This is a genomic window from Pseudomonas sp. FBCC-B1667 (genome assembly GCF_059133255.1).
Genome location: NZ_CP101437.1, coordinates 2,066,607 through 2,088,368, shown reverse-complemented (window position 1 = coordinate 2,088,368; position 21,762 = coordinate 2,066,607). Strand labels below are relative to the sequence as shown.

The 21,762-nt window shown below is 59.0% G+C and carries 21 protein-coding genes; 16 read left to right on the top strand and 5 right to left on the bottom strand.

Annotated elements, in window-relative coordinates:
* Positions 1-17 precede the first annotated feature (17 nt).
* Entirely contained in the window at positions 18-644 is a 627-nt protein-coding gene (locus NL116_RS09340) for a LysE family translocator (protein ID WP_494376916.1), read from the top strand.
* A 371-nt stretch (positions 645-1,015) separates the two neighbouring features.
* Here the strand turns inward: NL116_RS09340 and NL116_RS09335 are convergent, their stop codons facing one another.
* Together NL116_RS09335 and uraH are read right to left on the bottom strand one after the other, a co-directional pair.
* Positions 1,016-2,041, bottom strand: coding sequence for an IS110 family RNA-guided transposase (locus NL116_RS09335; RefSeq protein WP_494373779.1), 1,026 nt, complete (start codon positions 2,039-2,041; stop codon positions 1,016-1,018).
* A gap of 152 nt (positions 2,042-2,193) precedes the next feature.
* On the bottom strand, positions 2,194-2,547 hold the full coding sequence (gene uraH, locus NL116_RS09330) for a hydroxyisourate hydrolase (RefSeq protein WP_042558430.1): 354 nt from the start codon (positions 2,545-2,547) through the stop codon (positions 2,194-2,196).
* A gap of 420 nt (positions 2,548-2,967) precedes the next feature.
* Between uraH and puuE the strand changes: the two genes are divergently transcribed.
* From puuE to NL116_RS09295, 7 genes are all read left to right on the top strand, one after another.
* The gene (puuE, locus tag NL116_RS09325) at positions 2,968-3,894 is read left to right on the top strand and encodes an allantoinase PuuE (protein WP_494376915.1); all 927 of its coding nucleotides are present in this window, start codon (positions 2,968-2,970) and stop codon (positions 3,892-3,894) included.
* Positions 3,891-4,406, top strand: a complete 516-nt coding sequence (gene uraD, locus NL116_RS09320; RefSeq protein WP_494376914.1) for a 2-oxo-4-hydroxy-4-carboxy-5-ureidoimidazoline decarboxylase — start codon at positions 3,891-3,893, stop codon at positions 4,404-4,406. Before puuE ends, uraD begins: the two co-directional genes overlap by 4 nt.
* 88 nt (positions 4,407-4,494) lie before the next feature.
* Positions 4,495-5,490 carry an allantoicase gene (gene alc, locus NL116_RS09315; protein WP_121733428.1) on the top strand — a complete coding sequence of 332 codons (996 nt, stop codon included), beginning with the start codon at positions 4,495-4,497 and terminating at the stop codon, positions 5,488-5,490.
* Positions 5,491-5,608: 118 nt separating this feature from the next.
* Entirely contained in the window at positions 5,609-6,112 is a 504-nt protein-coding gene (locus NL116_RS09310) for an ureidoglycolate lyase (RefSeq protein WP_008146154.1), read from the top strand.
* Positions 6,113-6,162: 50 nt separating this feature from the next.
* Entirely contained in the window at positions 6,163-7,464 is a 1,302-nt protein-coding gene (locus tag NL116_RS09305; RefSeq protein WP_494376913.1) for a urate hydroxylase PuuD, read from the top strand.
* A 165-nt stretch (positions 7,465-7,629) separates the two neighbouring features.
* Positions 7,630-8,988 (top strand): nucleobase:cation symporter-2 family protein, encoded by a 1,359-nt coding sequence (locus NL116_RS09300; protein WP_494376912.1) that lies wholly within the window; start codon positions 7,630-7,632, stop codon positions 8,986-8,988.
* A gap of 506 nt (positions 8,989-9,494) precedes the next feature.
* Positions 9,495-10,280 (top strand): outer membrane protein OmpK, encoded by a 786-nt coding sequence (locus NL116_RS09295; RefSeq protein WP_494376911.1) that lies wholly within the window; start codon positions 9,495-9,497, stop codon positions 10,278-10,280.
* A gap of 138 nt (positions 10,281-10,418) precedes the next feature.
* Here the strand turns inward: NL116_RS09295 and NL116_RS09290 are convergent, their stop codons facing one another.
* Positions 10,419-11,591 (bottom strand): patatin-like phospholipase family protein, encoded by a 1,173-nt coding sequence (locus NL116_RS09290; RefSeq protein WP_494376910.1) that lies wholly within the window; start codon positions 11,589-11,591, stop codon positions 10,419-10,421.
* Positions 11,592-11,617: 26 nt separating this feature from the next.
* Positions 11,618-12,550, bottom strand: coding sequence for a lipid A biosynthesis lauroyl acyltransferase (locus NL116_RS09285; protein ID WP_494376909.1), 933 nt, complete (start codon positions 12,548-12,550; stop codon positions 11,618-11,620).
* Positions 12,551-12,668: 118 nt separating this feature from the next.
* Between NL116_RS09285 and minC the strand changes: the two genes are divergently transcribed.
* The 7 genes from minC to NL116_RS09250 all read left to right on the top strand — a co-directional run bounded on the left by minC (position 12,669) and on the right by NL116_RS09250 (position 19,377).
* The gene (gene minC, locus NL116_RS09280; RefSeq protein WP_494376908.1) at positions 12,669-13,406 is read left to right on the top strand and encodes a septum site-determining protein MinC; all 738 of its coding nucleotides are present in this window, start codon (positions 12,669-12,671) and stop codon (positions 13,404-13,406) included.
* A 201-nt stretch (positions 13,407-13,607) separates the two neighbouring features.
* Positions 13,608-14,420 (top strand): septum site-determining protein MinD, encoded by an 813-nt coding sequence (gene minD, locus NL116_RS09275; protein WP_027922482.1) that lies wholly within the window; start codon positions 13,608-13,610, stop codon positions 14,418-14,420.
* Positions 14,420-14,674 carry a cell division topological specificity factor MinE gene (gene minE / locus NL116_RS09270; RefSeq protein WP_007944431.1) on the top strand — a complete coding sequence of 85 codons (255 nt, stop codon included), beginning with the start codon at positions 14,420-14,422 and terminating at the stop codon, positions 14,672-14,674. The genes minD and minE overlap by 1 nt, the downstream gene beginning before the upstream one ends.
* Before the next feature lie 90 nt (positions 14,675-14,764).
* Positions 14,765-15,400, top strand: a complete 636-nt coding sequence (locus NL116_RS09265; protein ID WP_494376907.1) for an RluA family pseudouridine synthase — start codon at positions 14,765-14,767, stop codon at positions 15,398-15,400.
* A gap of 119 nt (positions 15,401-15,519) precedes the next feature.
* Positions 15,520-16,809, top strand: a complete 1,290-nt coding sequence (locus NL116_RS09260; protein ID WP_494376906.1) for a M18 family aminopeptidase — start codon at positions 15,520-15,522, stop codon at positions 16,807-16,809.
* Positions 16,810-16,966: 157 nt separating this feature from the next.
* Positions 16,967-17,143, top strand: a complete 177-nt coding sequence (locus NL116_RS09255) for a hypothetical protein (protein WP_172825912.1) — start codon at positions 16,967-16,969, stop codon at positions 17,141-17,143.
* Positions 17,144-17,220: 77 nt separating this feature from the next.
* Entirely contained in the window at positions 17,221-19,377 is a 2,157-nt protein-coding gene (locus NL116_RS09250) for a mechanosensitive ion channel family protein (protein WP_494376905.1), read from the top strand.
* A 116-nt stretch (positions 19,378-19,493) separates the two neighbouring features.
* Here the strand turns inward: NL116_RS09250 and NL116_RS09245 are convergent, their stop codons facing one another.
* Positions 19,494-20,207, bottom strand: a complete 714-nt coding sequence (locus NL116_RS09245) for a UTRA domain-containing protein (RefSeq protein ID WP_494376904.1) — start codon at positions 20,205-20,207, stop codon at positions 19,494-19,496.
* 359 nt (positions 20,208-20,566) lie between these two features.
* Here NL116_RS09245 and NL116_RS09240 point away from each other — a divergent pair, with 359 nt between their 5' ends.
* The gene (locus NL116_RS09240) at positions 20,567-21,631 is read left to right on the top strand and encodes an ABC transporter substrate-binding protein (protein WP_494376903.1); all 1,065 of its coding nucleotides are present in this window, start codon (positions 20,567-20,569) and stop codon (positions 21,629-21,631) included.
* Positions 21,632-21,762 lie beyond the last annotated feature (131 nt).

Genomic DNA, 21,762 nt, shown 5'->3' with positions numbered 1-21,762 from the left:
ACAAATGGAGGAAAGTGATGAGTCTGGAAACCTGGCTGCTGTTCAGCGGCGCTGCGCTGGTGGTGATCCTGATCCCGGGGCCTCTGTCGTTGCTGATGATCAGCAACAGCCTGAATTACGGTTTGCGCCGCTCGTATCCGGCGTTTCTCGGTGGCGTGATTGCTTCAATCTGCTTGCTCAGTGCTTCCGCGCTGGGACTGGGCGCCTTGCTGCTGGCGTCGGAACAGCTGTTCAGCGCGCTGAAAATCGTCGGGGCACTGTACCTGTTCTATCTCGCCTGGCAGAGCTGGCAGCAATCGCGCCTGCCATCGGTGGGTGCTGAAGTACCTCAGGCGGCGCCGGTGCCACGCTTTCGCGCACTGTTCGGTCGTGCGTTTGTGTTGGGGGCGAGCAATCCGAAAGACATTCTGTTTTTCGCAGCCTTCCTGCCGCAGTTCTTGAGCGCTGAACAACCGTTCCTTCCACAGTTGCTGGTAATGATTGCGACCTGGACCGTACTCGACCTGCTGTGCAAATTGGCTTATGGGCTGGGTGCGCATGGTGCGGCGCGGTATCTGCGCAGTGGCAAGGGACAGAGCTGGTTTAACCGGGTCAGTGCGGGGTTGTTTGGCGGGGCTGGGGCGGCATCCCTTTTGAGCCGCTAAACGCTAAAAGCATCGCGAACAGGCTCACTCCTGCAGGGGATTGCATTCTCCTGTAGGAGTGAGCCTGCTCGCGATTGCGTTAGACCGGACACAACATTCCTCAAGGCGAAAAAATCTATGGTCACCCCATTTTTTGCAATACTGATTAACGGGTGAAGTGGTTGGCTTGCTTAAATCTATCCGGCGTCTGTTGGGGCAAACCCCGCGCCACGATGAGAGTCGCGCCTGACGATCCTTGAAAAAGCCCACGGCTTTATTAAGCCAAATTTTTCGTCAGGATCTTCGTCAGGCCGGTCGGCCGTTCACGTCATCTGTTGTTCAGCTATCGCAAAACCTGAAGGGTGAGTCGTGGTACTGCAACAACCGCAGGGTCAAGCAGCCATGCTGATTGGCCCTGCTTCAAACTCGGTATGGTTGGCCGCTATCGCCCAAGCGATACGGGCCAGCTTGTTGGCCAAGGCGCAGGCCACTACATTGGAGTGGCGTCGCATCAGCAGCGAGCGTACCCAGTCCGCCAGGGGGCCTTTCTGGTACTCCAGATGCTGCAGGTAAACCCTAGCGCACTGCACCAGCAGGCGTCGCAAGTTCTTGTCGCCGCGCTTGCTGATCCCCAGCAAATTGGCCTTGCCACCGGTACTGTATTGTCTGGGCACCAAGCCAACAGAGGCCGCAAAGTCACGGCTACAGCCGTATTGCTTACCGTCGCCCATTTCCACAGCCAGCAGGCTGGCGGTGATCGGACCGACACACGGCAGGCTCAGTAAGCGAGTGCCCAGATCATCGTCAGCCAGTTGGCCTGCCAGCTCTTTATCCAATGCCTTGATTTGTTCATCCAGGTAGACGAAGTGATCGTGCAGGCGCTGCAACAGAACTGTCAGCCGAACGGGTAATTCATATTCCGCCAGGATGCTGGCCAAGCGTTTCATCATGACCAGTCCTGGTGGAAGGCTGATGCCGAACTCCAGCAGAAAACCATGCATTTGATTAACGGCCTTGGTGCGATCATGAATCAGCGATTCGCGCAGGCGATGCAAAACGGAAAGGGTTTGCTGAGCCTCAGTCTTTGGCGAAACAAAGCGCATCGATGGCCGCGAAGCGGCTTCACAAATGGCTTCGGCATCGACGAAATCGTTTTTGTTGCCTTTGACGAAGGGCTTAACGAACTGCGGGGAAATCAGCCTGGCTTGATGCCCCATGGCCATCAGCTCGCGAGCAACGAAATGCGCCCCGGCGCAGGCCTCCATCACCACCGTGCAGGCTGGCAGGTTGCCGAAGAAGCACATCATCTGCTGACGTGAACACTTCTTGCGAAACAGCTCTCGCCCCGACTTTTCCTGGCCGTGCAGGTGGAAGGTATGTTTGCCGAGGTCAATACCGACCAGCGCTAAATCGCTCATGGTGATGGTCTCCAAAATAAAACACCCTGCGAAAGCGTAGCCCTCGCAGGGTGTGGGGGTGACCATCTCATTAAGCCCGCAGTGTGAGCGGGCGAAAGACCAAAGAAGCTATATGCGCAGTCGCTTCCAGGTTGAGGCAGCTGCTTGGGGGATCAGCTGCCGCGGTACGTGGAATAGCTGTACGGCGATATCAACAGCGGCACATGGTAGTGATCCTGTTCCGCAGAGATGCCGAAACGCAGCACCACCACATCGAGAAACGCCGGCTCCGGCAGCTGAACGCCACGGGCACGGTAGTAGTCGCCCGCATGAAACTGAACCTGATAGACCCCGGTACGGTAGTCATCGCCTTGCAGCAGCGGTGCGTCGACACGGCCATCGCTGTTGGTTGTCGCACTGGCGACCAATTCCAGCTGAGAACCTTCAACACGGTACAACTCGACTTTGATCGAGCTGCCCGGGCAACCGTGTGCAGCGTCCAATACGTGTGTAGTCAAACGTCCCATTGATTCTGCGCGCCTGCCTGCGTGGAGCAGCCAGACCTCGCGCCCCCCGAAGTCAGTTGAAAAGGAGACCGCACCGATTCGGAGCACGAATCACTGCGGCGAGCGATTGATTAAGACACTTTTCAAAAAAATTGTACACAATAAAAACGACATTTTTACCGCCATGTCCGCCAGCCGGGAACTTGCAGCGCATTGACGGCCACACCATACGACTGGCGGACCTTCTATCCCATAGCTGACCTGACAGGCAGGTTTCTTGCAATACCTGCCATTCATGCCTGTTCGCGAAAAATGCAGAAATACAGGCTTACAAAGTGAATATAAAGTTGTATACAATCAGCCCATCGCTGTGACGCCAGCCTGACTTTCATCGCCAAGGCGCCATACAACCTGTCAACACGAATAAGAAGGAAGACTGCAGTGAGCGCTGACTACCCACGCGACCTGATTGGTTACGGCAGTAACCCTCCTCACCCACACTGGCCGGGCAATGCCCGCATCGCCCTGTCTTTCGTACTCAATTACGAAGAAGGCGGCGAGCGCAATATCCTGCACGGCGATAAAGAATCCGAAGCCTTTCTCTCCGAGATGGTATCGGCGCAGCCGCTGCAAGGCGCGCGCAACATGAGCATGGAATCCCTTTACGAGTATGGCAGCCGTGCCGGCGTCTGGCGGATTCTGAAACTGTTCAAGGAATTCGACATTCCGTTGACTATTTTCGCCGTCGCCATGGCCGCTCAGCGCCACCCGGATGTAATCCGTGCGATGGTCGATGCCGGCCATGAGATCTGCAGCCACGGCTACCGCTGGATCGACTATCAGTACATGGACGAAGCGCAGGAACGCGAGCACATGCTCGAAGCGATCCGCGTGCTCACCGAAATCACTGGCGAGCGCCCGCTGGGCTGGTACACCGGCCGCACCGGTCCGAACACTCGTCGCCTGGTGATGGAAGAAGGCGGTTTCCTCTATGACTGCGACACCTACGACGACGACCTGCCCTACTGGGAACCGAACAACCCGACCGGCAAGCCGCACCTGGTGATCCCGTACACCCTCGACACCAACGACATGCGCTTCACCCAGGTCCAGGGCTTCAACAAGGGCGACGATTTCTTTGAATACCTGAAAGACGCGTTCGATGTGCTGTATGCCGAAGGCGCCGAAGCACCGAAGATGTTGTCGATCGGCCTGCACTGCCGCCTGATCGGCCGTCCGGCGCGTCTGGCTTCGCTCAAGCGCTTTATCGAATACGCTAAAAGCCATGAACAGGTGTGGTTCAGCCGTCGCGTCGACATTGCACGCCACTGGCAAGTTACCCACCCGTACCAAGGGGCTGCCCAATGAGCACCTTTCAAACGCTGAAGCCATCGAGCCTGAGCCGCGATGCATTCGTCGCCGCCTTCGCCGACATCTACGAACATTCGCCATGGGTGGCCGAGAAGGCCTTCGACCTGGGCCTGGACGCCTCGATCGACCAGATCGAAACCCTGCACCAGCGCATGAGCGACATCCTGTTGAGCGCTGATCACGCAAGCCAACTGGCCCTGATCAATGCCCACCCGGACCTGGCCGGCAAAGCCGCCGTCCAGGGCCAACTGACCGAAGCCAGCACCAACGAACAGGCTGGTGCCGGTATTCACCAATGCACGGCCGAAGAGTTCCAGCGCTTCACCGAGCTGAACGACGCCTACAAAGCCAAGTTCAAGTTTCCCTTCATCATGGCGGTAAAAGGCAGCAACCGGCATCAGATCCTCGCGGCGTTCGAAACGCGCATCCACAACTCGGTCGACACCGAATTCAAGTGCGCGCTGGCGGAGATCAACAAGATCGCCCTGTTCCGTTTACTGACCCTATAGCGATCCTGGCCCGAGCGTAACTGAACGCACAAATCGCCCAGGGCCCTGAGAGCATCCCAAGCCAACTTATTAAAGGCAGACAAGAAGAATGAAAGCTTACGCCGTACCTTTCGAGAAGTTCGTCAACCTGGCCGATGCCCGCCTGGGCACCAAAATCATCTCGGTCACCGATGACTGGTTCGCTGATGCCAACCGCCTGTTCCAGCCGACCCCGGCGGTGTGGAAAGAAGGCGTGTTCGATGACAACGGCAAGTGGATGGACGGCTGGGAGTCGCGCCGCAAGCGCTTCGAAGGCTACGACAGCGCCGTGATCCGCCTCGGTGTACCGGGCTCGATCAAAGGCGTCGACATCGACACTTCATTCTTCACCGGCAACTTCCCGCCGTCGGCCTCCCTGGAAGCCTGTTTCCTGGCTGAAGGCGAGCCAACTGAAAACACCCAGTGGGTGGAAGTGCTGTCGGCCGTCGAGCTGCAAGGCAACAGCCACCACTTCCACGAAATCAACAACGACCAGGCGTTCAGCCACCTGCGCTTCAACATCTACCCGGATGGCGGCGTCGCCCGTCTGCGTGTGTACGGCGTGCCGCACCGCGACTGGTCCGCTGTGGGCGACAACGAGCAAATCGATCTGGCAGCAGCCCTGAATGGTGGCCGCGCCCTCGCCTGCTCCGACGAACACTTCGGCCGCATGAGCAACATCCTTAACCCGGGCCGTGGCATCAACATGGGCGACGGCTGGGAAACCGCACGTCGTCGTACCCCGGGCAATGACTGGGTGATCGTCGCGCTGGGCCATGCCGGTGAAGTCGAGAAAGTCATCGTCGACACCCTGCACTTCAAGGGCAACTACCCGGACACGTGCTCGATCCAGGGTGCGTTCGTCAAGGGCGGCACTGACAGCCAGATCGAAACCCAATCGTTGTTCTGGCGCGAACTGCTGCCGGCGCAGAAACTGGAAATGCACGCCGAACACACCTTCGCCGAGCAGATCAAGGCACTGGGCCCAATCACCCATATCCGCCTGAACGTGTTCCCGGATGGTGGTGTGAGCCGCCTGCGTGTATTGGGCAAGGTCGCTAAATAAGCAGTGAGGCCATTCGCGAGCAAGCTCGCTCCCACATTTGGAATGCATTCCCCTGTGGGAGCGGGCTTGCTCGCGAAGACGTCAGAACTAACAACATAGAATTTTGGATAAGAACAGCATGCGCACCCTGACGATTGAACCGCTGACCAAAGAAGCCTTCGCCCCTTTCGGTGACGTGATCGAAACCGACGGCAGCGATCACTTCATGATCAACAACGGTTCGACCATGCGCTTTCACAAACTGGCGACGGTGGAAACCGCGAAGCCAGAAGACAACGCGATCATCAGCATCTTCCGCGCCGACGCGCAGGACATGCCGCTGACCGTCAGCATGCTGGAGCGTCATCCGCTGGGCAGCCAGGCGTTTATTCCGCTGCTCGGCAACCCTTTTCTGATCGTGGTCGCGCCACTTGGCGATGAACCTGTATCAGGCTTGGTCCGCGCCTTCGTCACCAACGGCAGGCAGGGCATTAATTACCATCGCGGCGTTTGGCACCATCCGGTGCTGACGATCGAAAAGCGGGATGACTTCCTGGTGGTTGATCGCAGTGGCACAGGCAATAACTGCGATGAGCATTTTTTCAAAGAGGATGAGCGTTTGATCCTCGCCCCCCACCAATAAGAGAAGGTCTGATCACTCGACAACAGAGTGACAGGCGAGAGGTAAAGACTGTGGAAGCACATCTGTTCGAATGGCTGAACCTTAGCGTGCGCTGGGTTCACATGATTACTGGCGTGGCCTGGATCGGTGCGTCGTTCTATTTCGTCTGGCTGGAAAACAACCTCAATCGGGTCAACCCGAAAAGTGGTCTGGCGGGCGATCTGTGGGCGATCCACGGCGGCGGTATCTATCACCTGGAAAAATACAAACTGGCTCCATCGACCATGCCGGACAACCTGCACTGGTTCAAATGGGAAGCCTACTTCACCTGGATGTCGGGGATCGCGCTGCTGTGCGTGGTGTTCTACTCCAACCCGACGCTGTACCTGCTGGCACCGGGCAGCAGCCTGAGCGGCCCTGAAGGGGTGATGTTGGGCATCGGCTCGCTGTTCGTCGGCTGGTTCGTCTACTCCTTCCTGTGCGACTCGGCGCTGGGCAAACGCCCTGCTCTGCTCGGCTTCATCCTGTTTGTGCTGATCATTGGCGCCGCTTACGGCTTCAGCAAAGTGTTCAGCGGTCGTGGTGCTTACCTGCACGTCGGCGCGATCATCGGCACCATCATGGTCGGCAACGTGTTCCGCATCATCATGCCGGCACAACGCGCACTGGTGGCGGCGATCGCCGAGAACCGCACGCCGGACCCGGCACTGCCGGCCAAAGGCTTGCTGCGTTCGCGTCACAACAACTACTTCACCTTGCCGGTGCTGTTCATCATGATCAGCAACCACTTCCCGAGCACCTACGGCAGCCAATACAACTGGCTGATCCTGGCCGGGATCGCAGTGTTGGCGGTGTTGGTGCGTCACTACTTCAACACCCGTCATGACAGCCACAAGTTCGCCTGGACGCTGCCAGTGGCCGCCGTCGGCATGATCAGCCTGGCTTACGTCACCGGCCCTGCGCCGATGACCAGCCCGGACGTGGCCAAGGCGCCTGCGAAGATCGAATACCAACCGCTGCCGGAAACGGCTGTGGGCGGTGGTTTGAAACCCGCCGAGGCCAAACCCGCAGAAGCCCCCACCGCGGCACCTGTTCAAGCCTCTAACGCCGGCCCTGGTTTCGACAAGGTCCACAGCGTGATTCAGGAGCGTTGCGCGGTTTGCCACTCGGCCAAACCGACCAGCCCGCTGTTCAGTGCCGCGCCTGCCGGTGTGATGTTCGACACCCCCGAGCAGATCCGTCAGAACGCGCCGCGTATCCAGGCTCAGGCCGTCACCAGCCAGATCATGCCCCTGGGCAACATCACGCAGATGACCCAGCAGGAACGTGACCTGATCGGCGCCTGGATTGTGCAGGGAGCCCAGACCAATTAAGTAGCAAAAGCATCGCGAGCAAGCTCGTTCCCACAGGTTTTGTATCGCCCGTGTGGGAGCTAGCTTGCCTGCGATTGGCCGCAACGCGGCCCACCCGATTCGAAAACAGCTGCCAGCAGCACCGCAGCTGTACATCACAAGAATAAAAAAGATCCGAGGTGTTGCATGTCCGAGCTATCCCAAGCGCGCATCCCCGACGCACCCGCCATTCAGCGTTTGCCCCTTTTGCAATTGATCCTGGTCGGTCTGCAACATGTTTTGCTGATGTACGGCGGCGCCATCGCGGTGCCGCTGATCATCGGACAGGCCGCTGGCCTGAGTCGTGAAGAAATCGCCTTTCTGATTAACGCCGACCTGCTGGTTGCCGGCATCGCCACCATCGTCCAGTCGTTGGGCATCGGTCCCATGGGCATCCGCATGCCGGTGATGATGGGCGCCAGTTTCGCCGCCGTCGGCAGCATGGTCGCCATGGCCGGCATGCCCGGGATCGGTCTGCAAGGGATCTTCGGCGCGACCATCGCCGCCGGGTTCTTCGGCCTGCTCATCGCGCCGTTCATGTCTAAAGTCGTGCGCTTCTTCCCACCCCTGGTGACCGGCACGGTCATCACCTCGATCGGTTTGTCGCTGTTCCCCGTGGCCGTGAACTGGGCCGGCGGCGGTGCCAGCGCCACACAATTCGGTTCGCCCATTTACCTGGCCATCGCTGCGCTGGTGCTGGGTACCATTTTGCTGGTGCACCGATTCATGCGCGGATTCTGGGTCAATATTTCCGTGTTGATCGGCATGTGCCTGGGCTACGTACTCTGCGGCCTGATCGGCATGGTCGACCTCAGCGGCATGGCGCACGCGCCGTGGCTGCAATTCGTCACCCCGCTGCATTTCGGCATGCCGAAGTTCGAGCTCGCGCCGATTCTATCGATGTGCCTGGTGGTGGTGATTATCTTCGTCGAGTCCACCGGGATGTTTCTCGCCCTGGGCAAGATCACCGGCCAGGAAGTCTGCCCACGGATGCTGCGTCGCGGCTTACTGTGTGATGCCGGCGCCTCGTTCTTCGCCGGCTTCTTCAACACCTTCACCCACTCCTCTTTTGCGCAGAACATCGGTCTGGTGCAGATGACCGGCGTGCGCTGCCGTTCGGTGACCATCGTCGCTGGCGGCTTGTTGATCGTCTTGAGCCTGCTGCCCAAAGCCGCCTTCCTGGTGGCGTCGATTCCACCAGCGGTCCTGGGCGGTGCGGCGATTGCGATGTTCGGCATGGTCGCCGCGACCGGCATCAAGATTCTTCAGGAAGCGGACATCGGTGACCGACGCAATCAGCTCTTGGTGGCCGTCAGTATCGGCATGGGCCTGATCCCGGTGGTACGGCCGGAATTTTTCGCACACCTGCCGGTATGGATGAGCCCGATCACCCATAGCGGTATTGCCATGGCCACGATCAGCGCCCTGACGCTGAACCTGTTATTCAACATTTTGGGTGGCGCTGAACGCGCGGCCATCAACGACTGCCCTGCTCACCCGCATTGATACCGACGAGAACAAAACCTGTGGGAAATCATTCCCACAGGCGCGACTGACTGCGCCTCAACAATAAAAACAAGAGGGAGCAACAGATGGTTTTTACCGACGTAAGCCGCTCGTTTTGCGACGGGCAGCCAACCTCCGACAACCGTGCCCCACACCTGTCGTCGGTGCGCTGTTGCGGGGCACTTGAGACCTGTCCGAGTAGTCAGTATTCTCCGCGGCCGCCTGAATCGGCTTTAAAAAAAAGCCCGAATTTAATTCCTGACCAGAAAGCCAGCTTATCCTGGACCTGGACGGTACAAAGGCACTCCACCTTCCCTCTCAATCGACTGTTTTTGAGCAGCCGAGCGGGAGTTTTTTTGTTTTTTGAAAGCCTTGGCGCAGCTCTTGCTATCAGCATCAAAGCTGACCGATTGGATGATTTTTTACCGCTACAGAAACAGGCGTCACACCAGAGCGCCGACCTTAAAAAAATAACGTGGAACCACCTACTTTTTGGGAGCAACCGAATGAAACGTACGTGCACCAGCCTGATGCTCGCGGGATCTTTACTGGCCGGCGGCCAGGCCATGGCCGGCGACCTGCTGCAATGGCAGACCAACAGCCTGACTTACCTGTACGGTAAGGATTTCCAGGTCAACCCTAACATCCAGCAGACGGTGACCTTCGAGCACGCCGATGGCTGGAAGTACGGCGACAATTTCTTCTTCATCGACAAAATCTTCTACAACGGCAAGGAAGATGCCTTTGCCGGGAAGAACACCCACTACGGTGAGTTGAGCCCGCGTTTGTCGTTCGGCAAGATTTTCGACCAGAAACTGGAGTTCGGCCCGATCAAGGACGTCCTGCTGGCGATGACCTATGAGTTCGGCGAGGACGACACCGAGTCGTACCTGATCGGTCCGGGTTTCGACCTGTCTATCCCGGGCTTCGACTACTTCCAGTTGAACTTCTACAACCGCCACAGCGAAGGCGGCCGCCCGGGTGACAACATCTGGCAGGTCTCTCCGGTCTGGTCCTACACCATTCCAATGGGCAGCTCGGACGTCGTGATCGACGGCTTCATGGACTGGGTAGTCGACAACGACGTCAACAAAGAAGGCGAATACCACGCCAACCTGCACTTCAACCCACAGATCAAATACGACTTGGGCAAGGCACTGAAGCTGGGGGACAAGCAGTTGTACGTCGGTGTCGAGTATGACTACTGGAAAAACAAATACGGTATTGAAGACAGCCAGGGCTTCAAGACTGATCAGAGCGCGACGAGCTTGCTGGTCAAGGTTCACTTCTGATCCGGCAGTAAGTGGCGTCCGCAAGGACGCCATCGCGAGCAAGCTCGCTGCCACAGGGTTTCAGGTCGTTCTCAATTGGTGTAAACGACACAAAACCCTGTAGGAGCGAGCCTGCTCGCGATAGCCGCGCCACCCATCTCAAGCCGTAACCACAGACTCCGCCAACCCAAGAAACCGGCAAAGCTCCTCACGCTTGGCCAACGCATCCCGCCGCCCCAGATCGATCAATTCGCTGCAATACCCCGCCTCGAACAGCAAATAACTCAACACCCCCGCCCCGCTCGTCTTCGTCGCCCCCGGCCCACGCAGAAACAAGCGCAGCGCCGCCGGCAATTCCTGCCGATGCCGCGCCGCAATCTCATCAATCGGCTGGCTCGGTGAAATCACCAGCACCTCCACCGGCGCCACACCCAACGCACGAGTTGGCGTACCCGCGGGCATCAAGTGGCTGAACTGGTTCAGACGCTGCAACAACTCGATGTCGCTTTCCAGGCTGTCAATGAACGTACTGTTGAGCATGTGCCCGCCGATCTGCGCCAGGGTCGGCTGTTGCCCGGTATAGGCGCGTTGCAGCGGCTGCTGCGGGTCGACGCCACGCGGGTTGCCGCTGACGCCCACCACCAGCACGCGACTGGCGCCCAAGTGCAACGCCGGGCTGATCGGGGCGGATTGACGAACCGCACCGTCGCCGAAGTATTCCTCGCCGATTTTTACCGGGGCAAACAGCAAGGGAATGGCCGAACTGGCGAGCAGATGCTCGACACTCAGTTGGGTCGGAATGCCAATGCGCCGATGGCGCAGCCACGAATCGATGGTGCCGCCGCCCTGATAAAAGGTGACCGCCTGACCGGATTCGTAGCCGAACGCCGTCACCGCGACAGCCTGCAACTGTTTCCGGGCAATCGATTCGGCGATGCCGGCCATGTTCAGTTTGTCGTTGAGCAACCCACGCAACGGCGAACTGTTGAGCAACGCCACCGGTACGTGGGTGCCAAGCCCGAGCAAACTGTGACTGACAAAGCGGCTGGCTTGATGGATGACGCCGGGCCAGTCACTGCGCAGCACCAGATGGCTGCGAAAACCCTGCCAGAACGCAGTCAATCGCTCGATGGCACCACGGAAATCCATCGCGCCACTGGCGAGGCTGACCGCGTTGATCGCCCCGGCCGAAGTGCCGACGATCACGGGAAACGGGTTGCTTGCCCCCAGCGGCAGCAACTCCGCAATCGCTGCCAGCACGCCCACCTGATACGCCGCCCGAGCCCCGCCGCCGGAAAGAATCAACCCTGTAACCGGTTCAGCAGGACTCATCGCAACACTCCAAGGCGCTTAAGGGGTCAACCGCGTTTTTTGTACAACTTGGGTTCACCGGGGGGCCGGCTCTTGAAACGACGATGGGCCCAGAGGTATTGCTCCGGGCATTCGCGCAAGGCGCCCTCGACCCACTGATTGATACGGATGCAATCGGCCTCTTCGGTCTCGCCGGGAAAACCTTCGAGCGGCGCATGGATCACCAGTCGATAACCGCTGCCGTCCGCCAGACGTTCTTGAGTGAATGGCACCACCAGCGCCTTGCCCAGCCGCGCAAACTTGCTAGTGGCGGTCACGGTGGCCGCCTGAATGCCGAACAGCGGCACGAAAACACTTTGCTTGGCGCCGTAGTCCTGATCCGGTGCGTACCAGATCGCCCGGCCGGCGCGCAGCAGCTTGAGCATGCCACGTACATCGTCGCGCTCGACCGCCAGCGAATCGAGGTTGTGCCGTTCACGTCCCCGGCGCTGGACGTAGTCAAACAGCGGGTTCTTGTGCTCGCGGTACATGCCGTCAATGGTGTGCTGCTGCCCCAACAGTGCCGCGCCGATTTCCAGCGTGGTGAAATGCAAGGCCATCAGGATCACGCCCTTGCCGTCGCGCTGAGCCTTTTTCAGGTGTTCCAGGCCTTCGACGTGGGCCAGTCTGGCCAGACGCTGACGCGACCACCACCAGCTCATGGCCATTTCGAAGAAGGCAATGCCGGTGGAGGCAAAGTTTTCCTTGAGCAGGCGCTTGCGTTCGGCAGCCGACTTTTCAGGGAAACACAGTTCAAGGTTGCGTTTGGCAATGCGCCGTCGGTCGCCGGCCACCCGATACATCAAGGCACCGAGCACTCGCCCGATAAACAGCAACGCCGGATACGGCAACTGAACAATCAGCCACAACAGCCCCAAGCCACACCAAAGCGGCCAGAAACGCGGCATAAGAAATGTTTTTCGAAAACGCGGGCGATCCATTAAAGGTTCCGGAAAGACAATGGCCGCGCATTCTACATCGTTCGACCCGGCTTGCGGCTTGCGGGCGTTCTCGTTATAAGTCTCGGCACTTTTAGTGACAAGCCGTTGTATGCCGACCATGAGCCAAACCGAACCGCAAGACCAGGATCCCGTGTTCCAGTTGAAGGGCAGCATGCTCGCCATTACGGTGCTGGAACTGGCCCGCAACGACCTCGAGAACCTTGATCGGCAATTGGCCGCCAAGGTCGCTCAGGCACCTAACTTTTTCAGCAATGCACCGCTGGTGCTGGCCCTGGACAAGCTTCCGGCCAGCGAAGGCGCGGTGGATTTGCCGAGCCTGATGCGTGTCTGCCGCCAACATGGCTTGCGCACCCTGGCCATCCGCGCCAGCCGCATCGAAGACATCGCGGCCGCCATTGCCGTCGATCTGCCCGTGCTGCCGCCGTCCGGCGCCCGTGAGCGTGCGCTTGACCCGCTCGAAGGCCAGGTGAAGAAAAAACCGGAAAAGCCGCCGGAACCGACCATCAAGCCGACGAAAATCATCACGTCGCCCGTGCGTGGTGGCCAGCAGATTTATGCCCAGGGCTGCGATCTTGTGGTGATTTCCTCGGTCAGCCCGGGTGCGGAACTTCTCGCCGATGGGAACATCCATGTATACGGCCCGATGCGCGGTCGTGTATTGGCCGGCGTCAAGGGCGACACGAAAGCCAGGATTTTCTGTCAGCAAATGAGCGCTGAACTGGTGTCCATCGCAGGCCACTACAAGGTCTCCGAGGATCTGCGTCGCGACCCGTTGTGGGGCGCGGGGGTACAGGTCAGCCTGTCCGGTGACGTGTTGAACATCATTCGGCTTTAACGGATACTGCCGCATTTTCCAAGCATCTCTAAAACGTAGCGAAAACGGCTCAAACGAAGTAGGAAAACGGCCAAAGGCAGTGTTTACCGACGGTAAGCCCCGCTGAGGACCGGATTCCAGCCAAGGCTGTCCGACTGCAGTAGTTTTTCAAGAGATGTTTTTCAGGGGCTAAATGTCCTTTTTCCTTAGGGGTGAAACACCTTGGCCAAGATTCTCGTGGTTACATCCGGCAAGGGTGGTGTGGGTAAGACCACCACCAGCGCCGCTATCGGTACCGGCCTCGCTCTGCGTGGTCACAAAACAGTGATCGTCGACTTCGACGTCGGCCTGCGTAACCTCGACCTGATCATGGGTTGCGAGCGTCGCGTGGTGTATGACTTCGTCAACGTGGTCAACGGCGAAGCCAACCTTCAACAAGCCCTGATCAAAGACAAGCGCCTGGAAAACCTCTACGTCCTGGCCGCCAGTCAGACCCGCGACAAAGACGCGCTGACCGTGGAAGGCGTGGAACGAGTCCTGATGGCGTTGAAAGAAGACTTCGAATTCGTGGTCTGCGACTCTCCGGCCGGCATCGAAAAAGGCGCCCACCTGGCCATGTACTTCGCGGACGAAGCGATTGTCGTGACCAACCCGGAAGTGTCCTCGGTACGTGACTCGGACCGTATGCTGGGCCTGCTGGCCAGCAAATCCCGTCGCGCCGAACGTGGCGAAGAGCAGATCAAGGAACACCTGCTGATTACCCGCTACCACCCGGAGCGTGTAGAGAAAGGCGAGATGCTCAGCGTCGAAGACGTCAAGGAAATCCTCTCGATCAAATTACTTGGCGTGATCCCGGAATCCCAGGCGGTCCTCAAGGCCTCCAACCAGGGTGTGCCAGTGATTCTCGACGACCAGAGCGACGCGGGCCAGGCCTATAGCGATACGGTTGATCGCCTCCTGGGCAAAGAAAAGGAACATCGTTTCCTCGATGTCACGAAGAAGGGATTCTTCGAGCGCCTGTTTGGAGGTAGGTAATGAACATTTTTGACTTCTTTCGTGCCAACAAGAAGCCAAGTACCGCATCGGTAGCGAAAGAGCGTCTACAGATCATCGTGGCGCATGAACGCGGCCAACGCAGTACGCCGGACTACCTGCCAGCCTTGCAGAAGGAACTGGTGGAAGTGATCCGCAAGTACGTCAATATCGGGTCCGATGACGTGCACGTCGCTCTGGAAAACCAGGGAAGCTGCTCGATTCTGGAACTCAATATCACCCTGCCGGATCGTTAATCGATCCGGTCGGAGCCACGGCGGCTCAGGGCCCTTCTATCACTGGAAGGGACTTGAGCCGCCGTTGGCGTTTGTTACGAGGCTGTTTTAATGCCGTTGTCCAATGTCCACATTCTTTATCAGGACGCCGCCGTACTGGTGGTGAACAAACCGACCCTGTTGCTCTCCGTCCCAGGCCGGGCCGATGACAACAAGGATTGCCTGATTACCCGCCTGCAAGAAAACGGCTACCCGGAAGCGCGAATCGTCCATCGCCTGGACTGGGAAACCTCCGGCATCATTCTTCTGGCCCGTGACCCGGACACTCATCGTGAGTTGTCTCGGCAATTTCACGACCGCGAAACCGAAAAAGCCTACACCGCGCTGTGCTGGGGTCAGCCGGAACTGGACAGCGGCAGCATCGACCTGCCCTTGCGCTATGACCCGCCGACCAAGCCACGCCATGTGGTCGACCACGAATTCGGCAAGCACGCCCTGACATTCTGGCGAGTGCTGGAACGCTGTGGCGACTGGTGCCGCGTTGAACTGACGCCGATCACCGGCCGCTCGCACCAACTGCGCGTGCACATGCTTTCCATCGGCCACCCGCTATTGGGTGACGGGCTCTACGCCCACGAACAAGCCCTGGCGGCCTGGCCGCGCCTATGCCTGCACGCCAGCATGCTCAGCTTTACTCACCCGCAAACCGGTGAGCGCCTGCGTTTCGAGTGCCCTGCGCCGTTCTGACAGTCAACATACAAGGAGTGAGCATGCTCACTCCTACAAGTGATTTTCCACACCCGCAGCCCACCGCCAATTCTCTGACCAATACGTTAAACTGGCGCCATTGCTGTCTGGAGCTTCTTATGCGCGAAGAGTTGAACCAAGGCCTGATCGACTTCCTCAAGGCCTCCCCTACCCCGTTCCATGCCACTGCCAGCCTCGTCCAGCGCCTGGAAGCGGCCGGCTTCGTGCGACTCGATGAGCGCGAGCCATGGGCCACCGAAGCCAATGGCCGTTACTACGTCACCCGTAACGACTCCTCTATCGTCGCGATCAAGATGGGCCGTCATTCGCCACTGCATGGCGGTATTCGCCTGGTGGGCGCGCACACCGACAGCCCGTGCCTGCGGGTCAAGCCTCAGCCGGAGTTGCAGCGTCAGGGTTTCTGGCAATTGGGCGTCGAAGTCTACGGCGGTGCATTGCTGGCGCCGTGGTTCGACCGTGACCTCTCCCTTGCCGGCCGCGTGACCTTCCGCCGTGATGGCAAGGTCGAGAGCCAGTTGATCGACTTCAAGGTGCCTATCGCGACCATTCCGAACCTGGCGATTCACCTTAACCGTGAAGCCAACATGGGCTGGGCAATCAACGCGCAGACCGAATTGCCGCCGATCCTCGCGCAATTCGCCGGTGACGAGCGAGTGGATTTCCGCGCCGTGCTCACCAACCAGTTGGCGCTGGAACATGGCTTGAACGCCGATGTCGTGCTGGATTACGAACTGAGTTTCTACGATACCCAAAGCGCGGCAATCATCGGCCTGCACGGTGACTTCATCGCCGGCGCACGCCTGGATAACCTGCTGTCGTGCTACGCCGGCCTGCAAGCGTTGCTGACCGCCGAAACCGACGAAACCTGCGTGCTGGTCTGTAACGATCACGAAGAAGTCGGTTCCTGTTCAGCGTGCGGTGCTGATGGCCCCATGCTCGAGCAGACGCTGCGGCGCCTGCTGCCTGAAGGTGACGAGTTCGTACGCACCATCCAGAAATCCCTGCTGGTCTCGGCCGACAACGCCCACGGCGTGCACCCCAACTACGCAGAAAAGCATGACGCCAACCACGGCCCGAAACTCAATGCCGGCCCTGTAATCAAGGTCAACAGCAACCAGCGCTACGCCACCAACAGCGAAACCGCCGGCTTCTTCCGTCATCTGTGCATGGCCGAAGAAGTGCCGGTGCAGAGTTTTGTGGTGCGCAGCGACATGGGTTGTGGCTCGACCATCGGCCCGATCACCGCCAGCCACTTGGGCGTGCGCACCGTGGACATCGGCCTTCCGACGTTCGCCATGCACTCGATCCGCGAACTGTGCGGCAGCCACGACCTGGCGCATCTGGTCAAAGTGCTGAGCGCGTTCTACGCCTGCCAGGAATTGCCTTAACGCCCAAAAGCATCGCGAGCAGGCTCACACCTGCAGTTGGAACACATTTCAATTGTAGGCGTTAGCCTGCTCGCGAATCACTTTGCTTGATGCACATCACCCTCGGTCTCCCAAAGCCACCTAGACTTTAATTATTCCTTTCGACAAGGCAGTCTCCATGATCTCGATGTCTTCGTTCCACGCCATGCTGATCCCGATCCTCGTCGGGATGATCATGCTGGCCATCGGCTTCAACTTTCGCGACAAAAATGCCGGTGTGTTCGCCATGTGGATTGGCATGCTGATCATTTTCGGCACCGTGGTATTCAAGATCCTCGCCAAACTCAACGAATAAATTCTCCCCCCGACTCGCATTGATTTAGACGGGCTCGTACACTCGGTCGATCCGCTCATCCCGAGGTTGACCGCCTAGTGCTTGCCCGTCTATTCGCCCTGCCGTGTTTCTTCCTTGTCTGCCTGATGACGCTGCTGCCGATGGCGCCTGCCCAGGCAGCCGGCTTGCCGAGCCTGCTCAGCGGCTCGACGAAAGCCCAGCCAGAGGCGCAAGAACCGCTCGGGCAATCGCTGGACGAAGTCATCAAGTCGCTGGAAAACGACCAGCAGCGCAGCAAATTGCTGGCCGACCTGAAGAAACTGCGCGACGCCACCAAAAAGGCTCAACCCGCCGCCGAAGAAGGCGTGCTGGGCTTGATCGGCGGCACGCTCGCCAGCTTTGAAAAACAATTCTCCGGGGCCGACAGCCCACTCAATCGCTGGTCTGAAGAGTTTGGCCTGGCGAGAGACGAACTGTCAGCCTTGATGATGCCGGCCAGTGAATGGCTACCGATCATCTTCGCCTTCGCCATGATCCTGATGGTCTGGAGCCTGCTGGCGGCGGCGCTGATCTGGGTCAGTCATCGGGTGCGCATGCGCTTCGGCCTGACCGAAGAACTGCCGCAACACCCCAGGGCCGTGGACATGTTGCGCTTCGCCCTGCGCAAGCTCGGGCCCTGGCTGATCGCTCTGGTAATCACCGTCTACATGAGCTACGCCCTGCCCTCGTCGCTGGGGAAAAGCCTGGCCATGGTGCTGGCTTACGCGCTGGTGGTCGGCACCTGCTTCTCGGCGATCTGCGTGATCGCGTTCTCGCTGCTCGATGGCCCACACCGCCATCGCGCCTTGTATATCCTGCGCCACCAGGCGTTTCGGCCGTTGTGGCTGATCGGCAGCTTCGCCGCGTTTGGTGAAGCGCTGAACGATCCGCGACTGGTTGCCGGGCTTGGCAGTCACCTGGCGCACACGGCGGCGACGGCGGCCAATGTGCTGGCGGCGATTTCTACCGGGTTGTTCATCTTGCGGTTCCGCCGGCCGATCGCGCATTTGATCCGCAATCAGCCGTTGTCCCGGCGCCTGACCCGCCGCGCCCTCAGCGACACCATCGAAATTCTCGGCACCTATTGGTACGTGCCGGCACTGGTGCTGGTGGGCGTCTCGCTGTTCGCCACGTTCGTTTCAGCCGGCGACACCAGCACGGCCCTGCGACAGTCGCTGATCTGCACCGTGTTGCTGGTGTTGTGCATGGTCATCAACGGACTGGTCCGCCGTCATGCGCTTAAACCGCAGCGCGGTGTGAAGCGCCATGCGCTGTACTCGGAACGCCTGAAAAACTTCTTCTACACCCTCGCCCACTTGCTGGTGTGGCTGGCGTTCATCGAGCTCGGCCTGCGGGTCTGGGGCATGTCGTTGATCACCTTCACCGAAGGCGAAGGCCACGAGGTCAGCGTCAAACTGTTCAGCCTTGCCGGCACGCTGATTTTCGCCTGGCTGATCTGGATCCTCAGCGACACCGCCGTACACCTGGCGCTCACTCGCTCACGCAAAGGCCTGGCCAACACCCGCGCGCAGACGATGATGCCGTTGATCCGCAACGTGCTGTTCGTGACGATTTTCATCATTGCGTTGATCGTCGCGCTGGCGAACATGGGCATGAACGTCACGCCACTGCTGGCCGGTGCCGGTGTGATCGGCCTGGCCATCGGTTTCGGTGCGCAGTCGCTGGTGGCGGACTTGATCACCGGGCTGTTCATCATCATCGAAGACTCCTTGGCCATCGATGACTACGTGGACGTCGGCGGCCACCTGGGCACCGTCGAAGGATTGACCATCCGCACCGTACGCCTGCGAGACATCGACGGCATCGTCCACACGATTCCGTTCAGTGAAATCAAGAGCATCAAGAACTACTCCCGGGAATTCGGCTACGCGATCTTCCGGGTGGCGGTGCCGTCCGACATGGACATTGATAGCGCGATCAAGCTGATGCGCGAGGTGGGTCAGAAAATGCGCACCGACCCGCTGCAACGTCGCAACATCTGGTCACCGCTGGAGATCCAGGGGGTTGAGAGCTTCGAGTCCGGCAACGCGATTCTGCGCGCCCGATTCAAGACCGCACCGATCAAACAGTGGGAGGTTTCACGGGCGTTCAATTTGTCGCTGAAACGGCATCTGGATGAGGCAGGGCTGGACTTGGCGATGCCGCGCATGAGTGTTCAGGTGGCGACGGCAGCGGGTGGGCAGGCGAAGGAATAGCTTCGCCTGTCAGGCCGCCATCGCGAGCAAGCTCGCTCCCATATTGGATCTGTGTCGTACATAAATCCCCTGTGGCAGCGAGCCTGCTCGCGAAGGGTCGGCGCGTATTCAGCAGGCTAAACCACATCCACCCCGACATGAATTGCATCATGCCGCCAGAACTCTAGGTCACAATCGATCAGCCGCTCATGCTGATCATAATTGACCCTGGCAATGCGCAACCCCGGACTTCCTACCGACACCCGCAGTGCCGCTGCCGCATCCACCGACAGCGACGTCGGCACAATCTCGAACCGCACCCGCCCGTAGTGCAAATCGTAATGCCGTGCGTACAACTCGGTAATCGACTGATTCAAATCAAACTCGAGAATCCCCGGAAAATACTGTGGATTCAAATAGTGCTCCACGTACAACACCAGCCGCTCATCAATGCGCCGCGTACGGCAAATCTGGATCACGCTCGACAGCGCCGGCAGTTGCAACCAGGCACACACCGCCGCCGAGGCAGGCTGCAACCGCGCCGAAATGACCTCGGTGGACGGCACTCGTCCCTGCGCGCTGACCATCGCGTGAAAGTGACTGCGCTGCATCAGGTTATAGGCCAGGCGCGGTGGCGAAACGAACCAGCCGCGACGCTCCTCACGATAAATCTGCCCCTGCGCTTCTAACTGCAACAATGCCTCGCGCACGGTAATCCGTGTGGTCCCGAACAACTCACTGAGCTTGCGCTCCGCCGGTAGCTTGCTGCCGGGCGCCAACAGACCATGGTCGAGTTGCTCCTGCAGGACCTGACCGATGGCTGTCACCGCTTTTGTTGCCTCATCACGCATCAACGTTACCTATCTGGACTAGACCAGCACTGTTTCGGGGCAGAACCGCGCTGAAAACCGGCTCATATTTCATCCTTCAAGCGTAGGCAGTGCAGATGACTGATAGATGACAAAGCTACCCAACGGTCATTTGATCGCCCCTTCAACCCTTGCAATACATCGGCCAAGTCCCTTTGTGCCGGGCCTTTGCCGATGGTCTACGCTTACCGGGCACCTGCCAATACCGGGCAAATAATTGTGCTGCCGGGCGACGACCGACATGAAAGTGTCATCGAGCCCGCCTAAATTGGCTCAGGTATTGCTGACCTAGACCAACACAACCGCAATCGCAGCGTTGAAAACGCCCAAAGGAGCTTCGGATGAAAAAGCTTTTCCTGGCATCACTGTTAGGCTCGACCATTGCCATGTGCACCGCCGCCATGGCGGCTGATGATTTGAAAACCCTCGAAGCCGCTGCGAAAGCGGAAGGCGCAGTCAACAGCGTCGGCATGCCCGATGACTGGGCCAACTGGAAAGGCACTTGGGAAGACCTGGCAAAAACCTACGGCCTCAAGCACATCGACACCGACATGAGCTCGGCTCAGGAAATCGCCAAGTTCGCCGCTGAAAAAGACAACGCCAGCGCTGACATCGGCGACGTGGGCGCAGCCTTCGGCCCGATCGCGGTCAAGCAAGGCGTGGTGCAACCGTACAAACCGACGACGTGGGCACAGGTGCCCGACTGGGCGAAAGACAAGGACGGCAACTGGGCACTGGCCTACACCGGCACCATCGCGTTTATCGTTAACAAAAAGCTGCTGCACGGTTCGGAAGCCCCGACCAAGTGGGCTGACCTCAAGGGTGGCAAATACAAGGTGTCCATCGGCGACGTGAGCACCGCGGCCCAGGCGGCCAACGGCGTACTGGCAGCGGCCCTGGCCAATGGCGGCGACGAGAAAAACCTGCAACCGGCCCTGCTGCTGTTCGCAGACATTGCCAAACAGGGTCGCCTGTCCATGGCCAACCCGACGATTGCCACCATGGAAAAGGGTGAAATCGAGGTCGGCGTGGTCTGGGACTTCAACGGTCTGAGCTACAAGGCCAAGATGGCGAACCCGGATGATTACGTGGTGCTGATCCCGTCCGACGGTTCGGTGATTTCCGGTTACACCACCATCATCAACAAATACGCGAAGAACCCGAACGCCGCCAAGCTGACTCGCGAATACATCTTCAGCGACGCCGGCCAGATCAACCTGGCAAAAGGCAACGCACGTCCGATTCGTGCAGAGCACATCAAACTGCCAGAAGACGTGAAGGCCAAGCTGCTGCCTAACGAGCAGTACAAGAAGGTCACGCCGATCAAAGACGCCGACGCATGGGAAAAGACTTCCAAGGCCCTTCCTCAGAAGTGGAACGAAGAAGTCATCGTCAATATGCAGTAATGCGGTAGAGCAAACGCTGAAAATCTAATGTGGGAGCGGGCTTGCTCGCGAAAGCGGTGTGTCAGTCAACCTGAATGTTGAATGTGAAACCGCTTTCGCGAGCAAGCCCGCTCCCACACTGGACCGTGTGA

Coding starts and splice junctions, on each gene's coding strand:
- NL116_RS09340 (WP_494376916.1), top strand. CDS start 18: ATGAGTCTGGAAACCTGGCTGCTGTTCAGCGGCGCTGCGCTGGTGGTG.
- NL116_RS09335 (WP_494373779.1), bottom strand. CDS start 2,041: ATGAGCGATTTAGCGCTGGTCGGTATTGACCTCGGCAAACATACCTTC.
- uraH (WP_042558430.1), bottom strand. CDS start 2,547: ATGGGACGTTTGACTACACACGTATTGGACGCTGCACACGGTTGCCCG.
- uraD (WP_494376914.1), top strand. CDS start 3,891: ATGAGCACCTTTCAAACGCTGAAGCCATCGAGCCTGAGCCGCGATGCA.
- alc (WP_121733428.1), top strand. CDS start 4,495: ATGAAAGCTTACGCCGTACCTTTCGAGAAGTTCGTCAACCTGGCCGAT.
- NL116_RS09310 (WP_008146154.1), top strand. CDS start 5,609: ATGCGCACCCTGACGATTGAACCGCTGACCAAAGAAGCCTTCGCCCCT.
- NL116_RS09300 (WP_494376912.1), top strand. CDS start 7,630: ATGTCCGAGCTATCCCAAGCGCGCATCCCCGACGCACCCGCCATTCAG.
- NL116_RS09295 (WP_494376911.1), top strand. CDS start 9,495: ATGAAACGTACGTGCACCAGCCTGATGCTCGCGGGATCTTTACTGGCC.
- NL116_RS09290 (WP_494376910.1), bottom strand. CDS start 11,591: ATGAGTCCTGCTGAACCGGTTACAGGGTTGATTCTTTCCGGCGGCGGG.
- NL116_RS09285 (WP_494376909.1), bottom strand. CDS start 12,550: ATGGATCGCCCGCGTTTTCGAAAAACATTTCTTATGCCGCGTTTCTGG.
- minC (WP_494376908.1), top strand. CDS start 12,669: ATGAGCCAAACCGAACCGCAAGACCAGGATCCCGTGTTCCAGTTGAAG.
- minE (WP_007944431.1), top strand. CDS start 14,420: ATGAACATTTTTGACTTCTTTCGTGCCAACAAGAAGCCAAGTACCGCA.
- NL116_RS09265 (WP_494376907.1), top strand. CDS start 14,765: ATGCCGTTGTCCAATGTCCACATTCTTTATCAGGACGCCGCCGTACTG.
- NL116_RS09260 (WP_494376906.1), top strand. CDS start 15,520: ATGCGCGAAGAGTTGAACCAAGGCCTGATCGACTTCCTCAAGGCCTCC.
- NL116_RS09255 (WP_172825912.1), top strand. CDS start 16,967: ATGATCTCGATGTCTTCGTTCCACGCCATGCTGATCCCGATCCTCGTC.
- NL116_RS09245 (WP_494376904.1), bottom strand. CDS start 20,207: ATGCGTGATGAGGCAACAAAAGCGGTGACAGCCATCGGTCAGGTCCTG.
- NL116_RS09240 (WP_494376903.1), top strand. CDS start 20,567: ATGAAAAAGCTTTTCCTGGCATCACTGTTAGGCTCGACCATTGCCATG.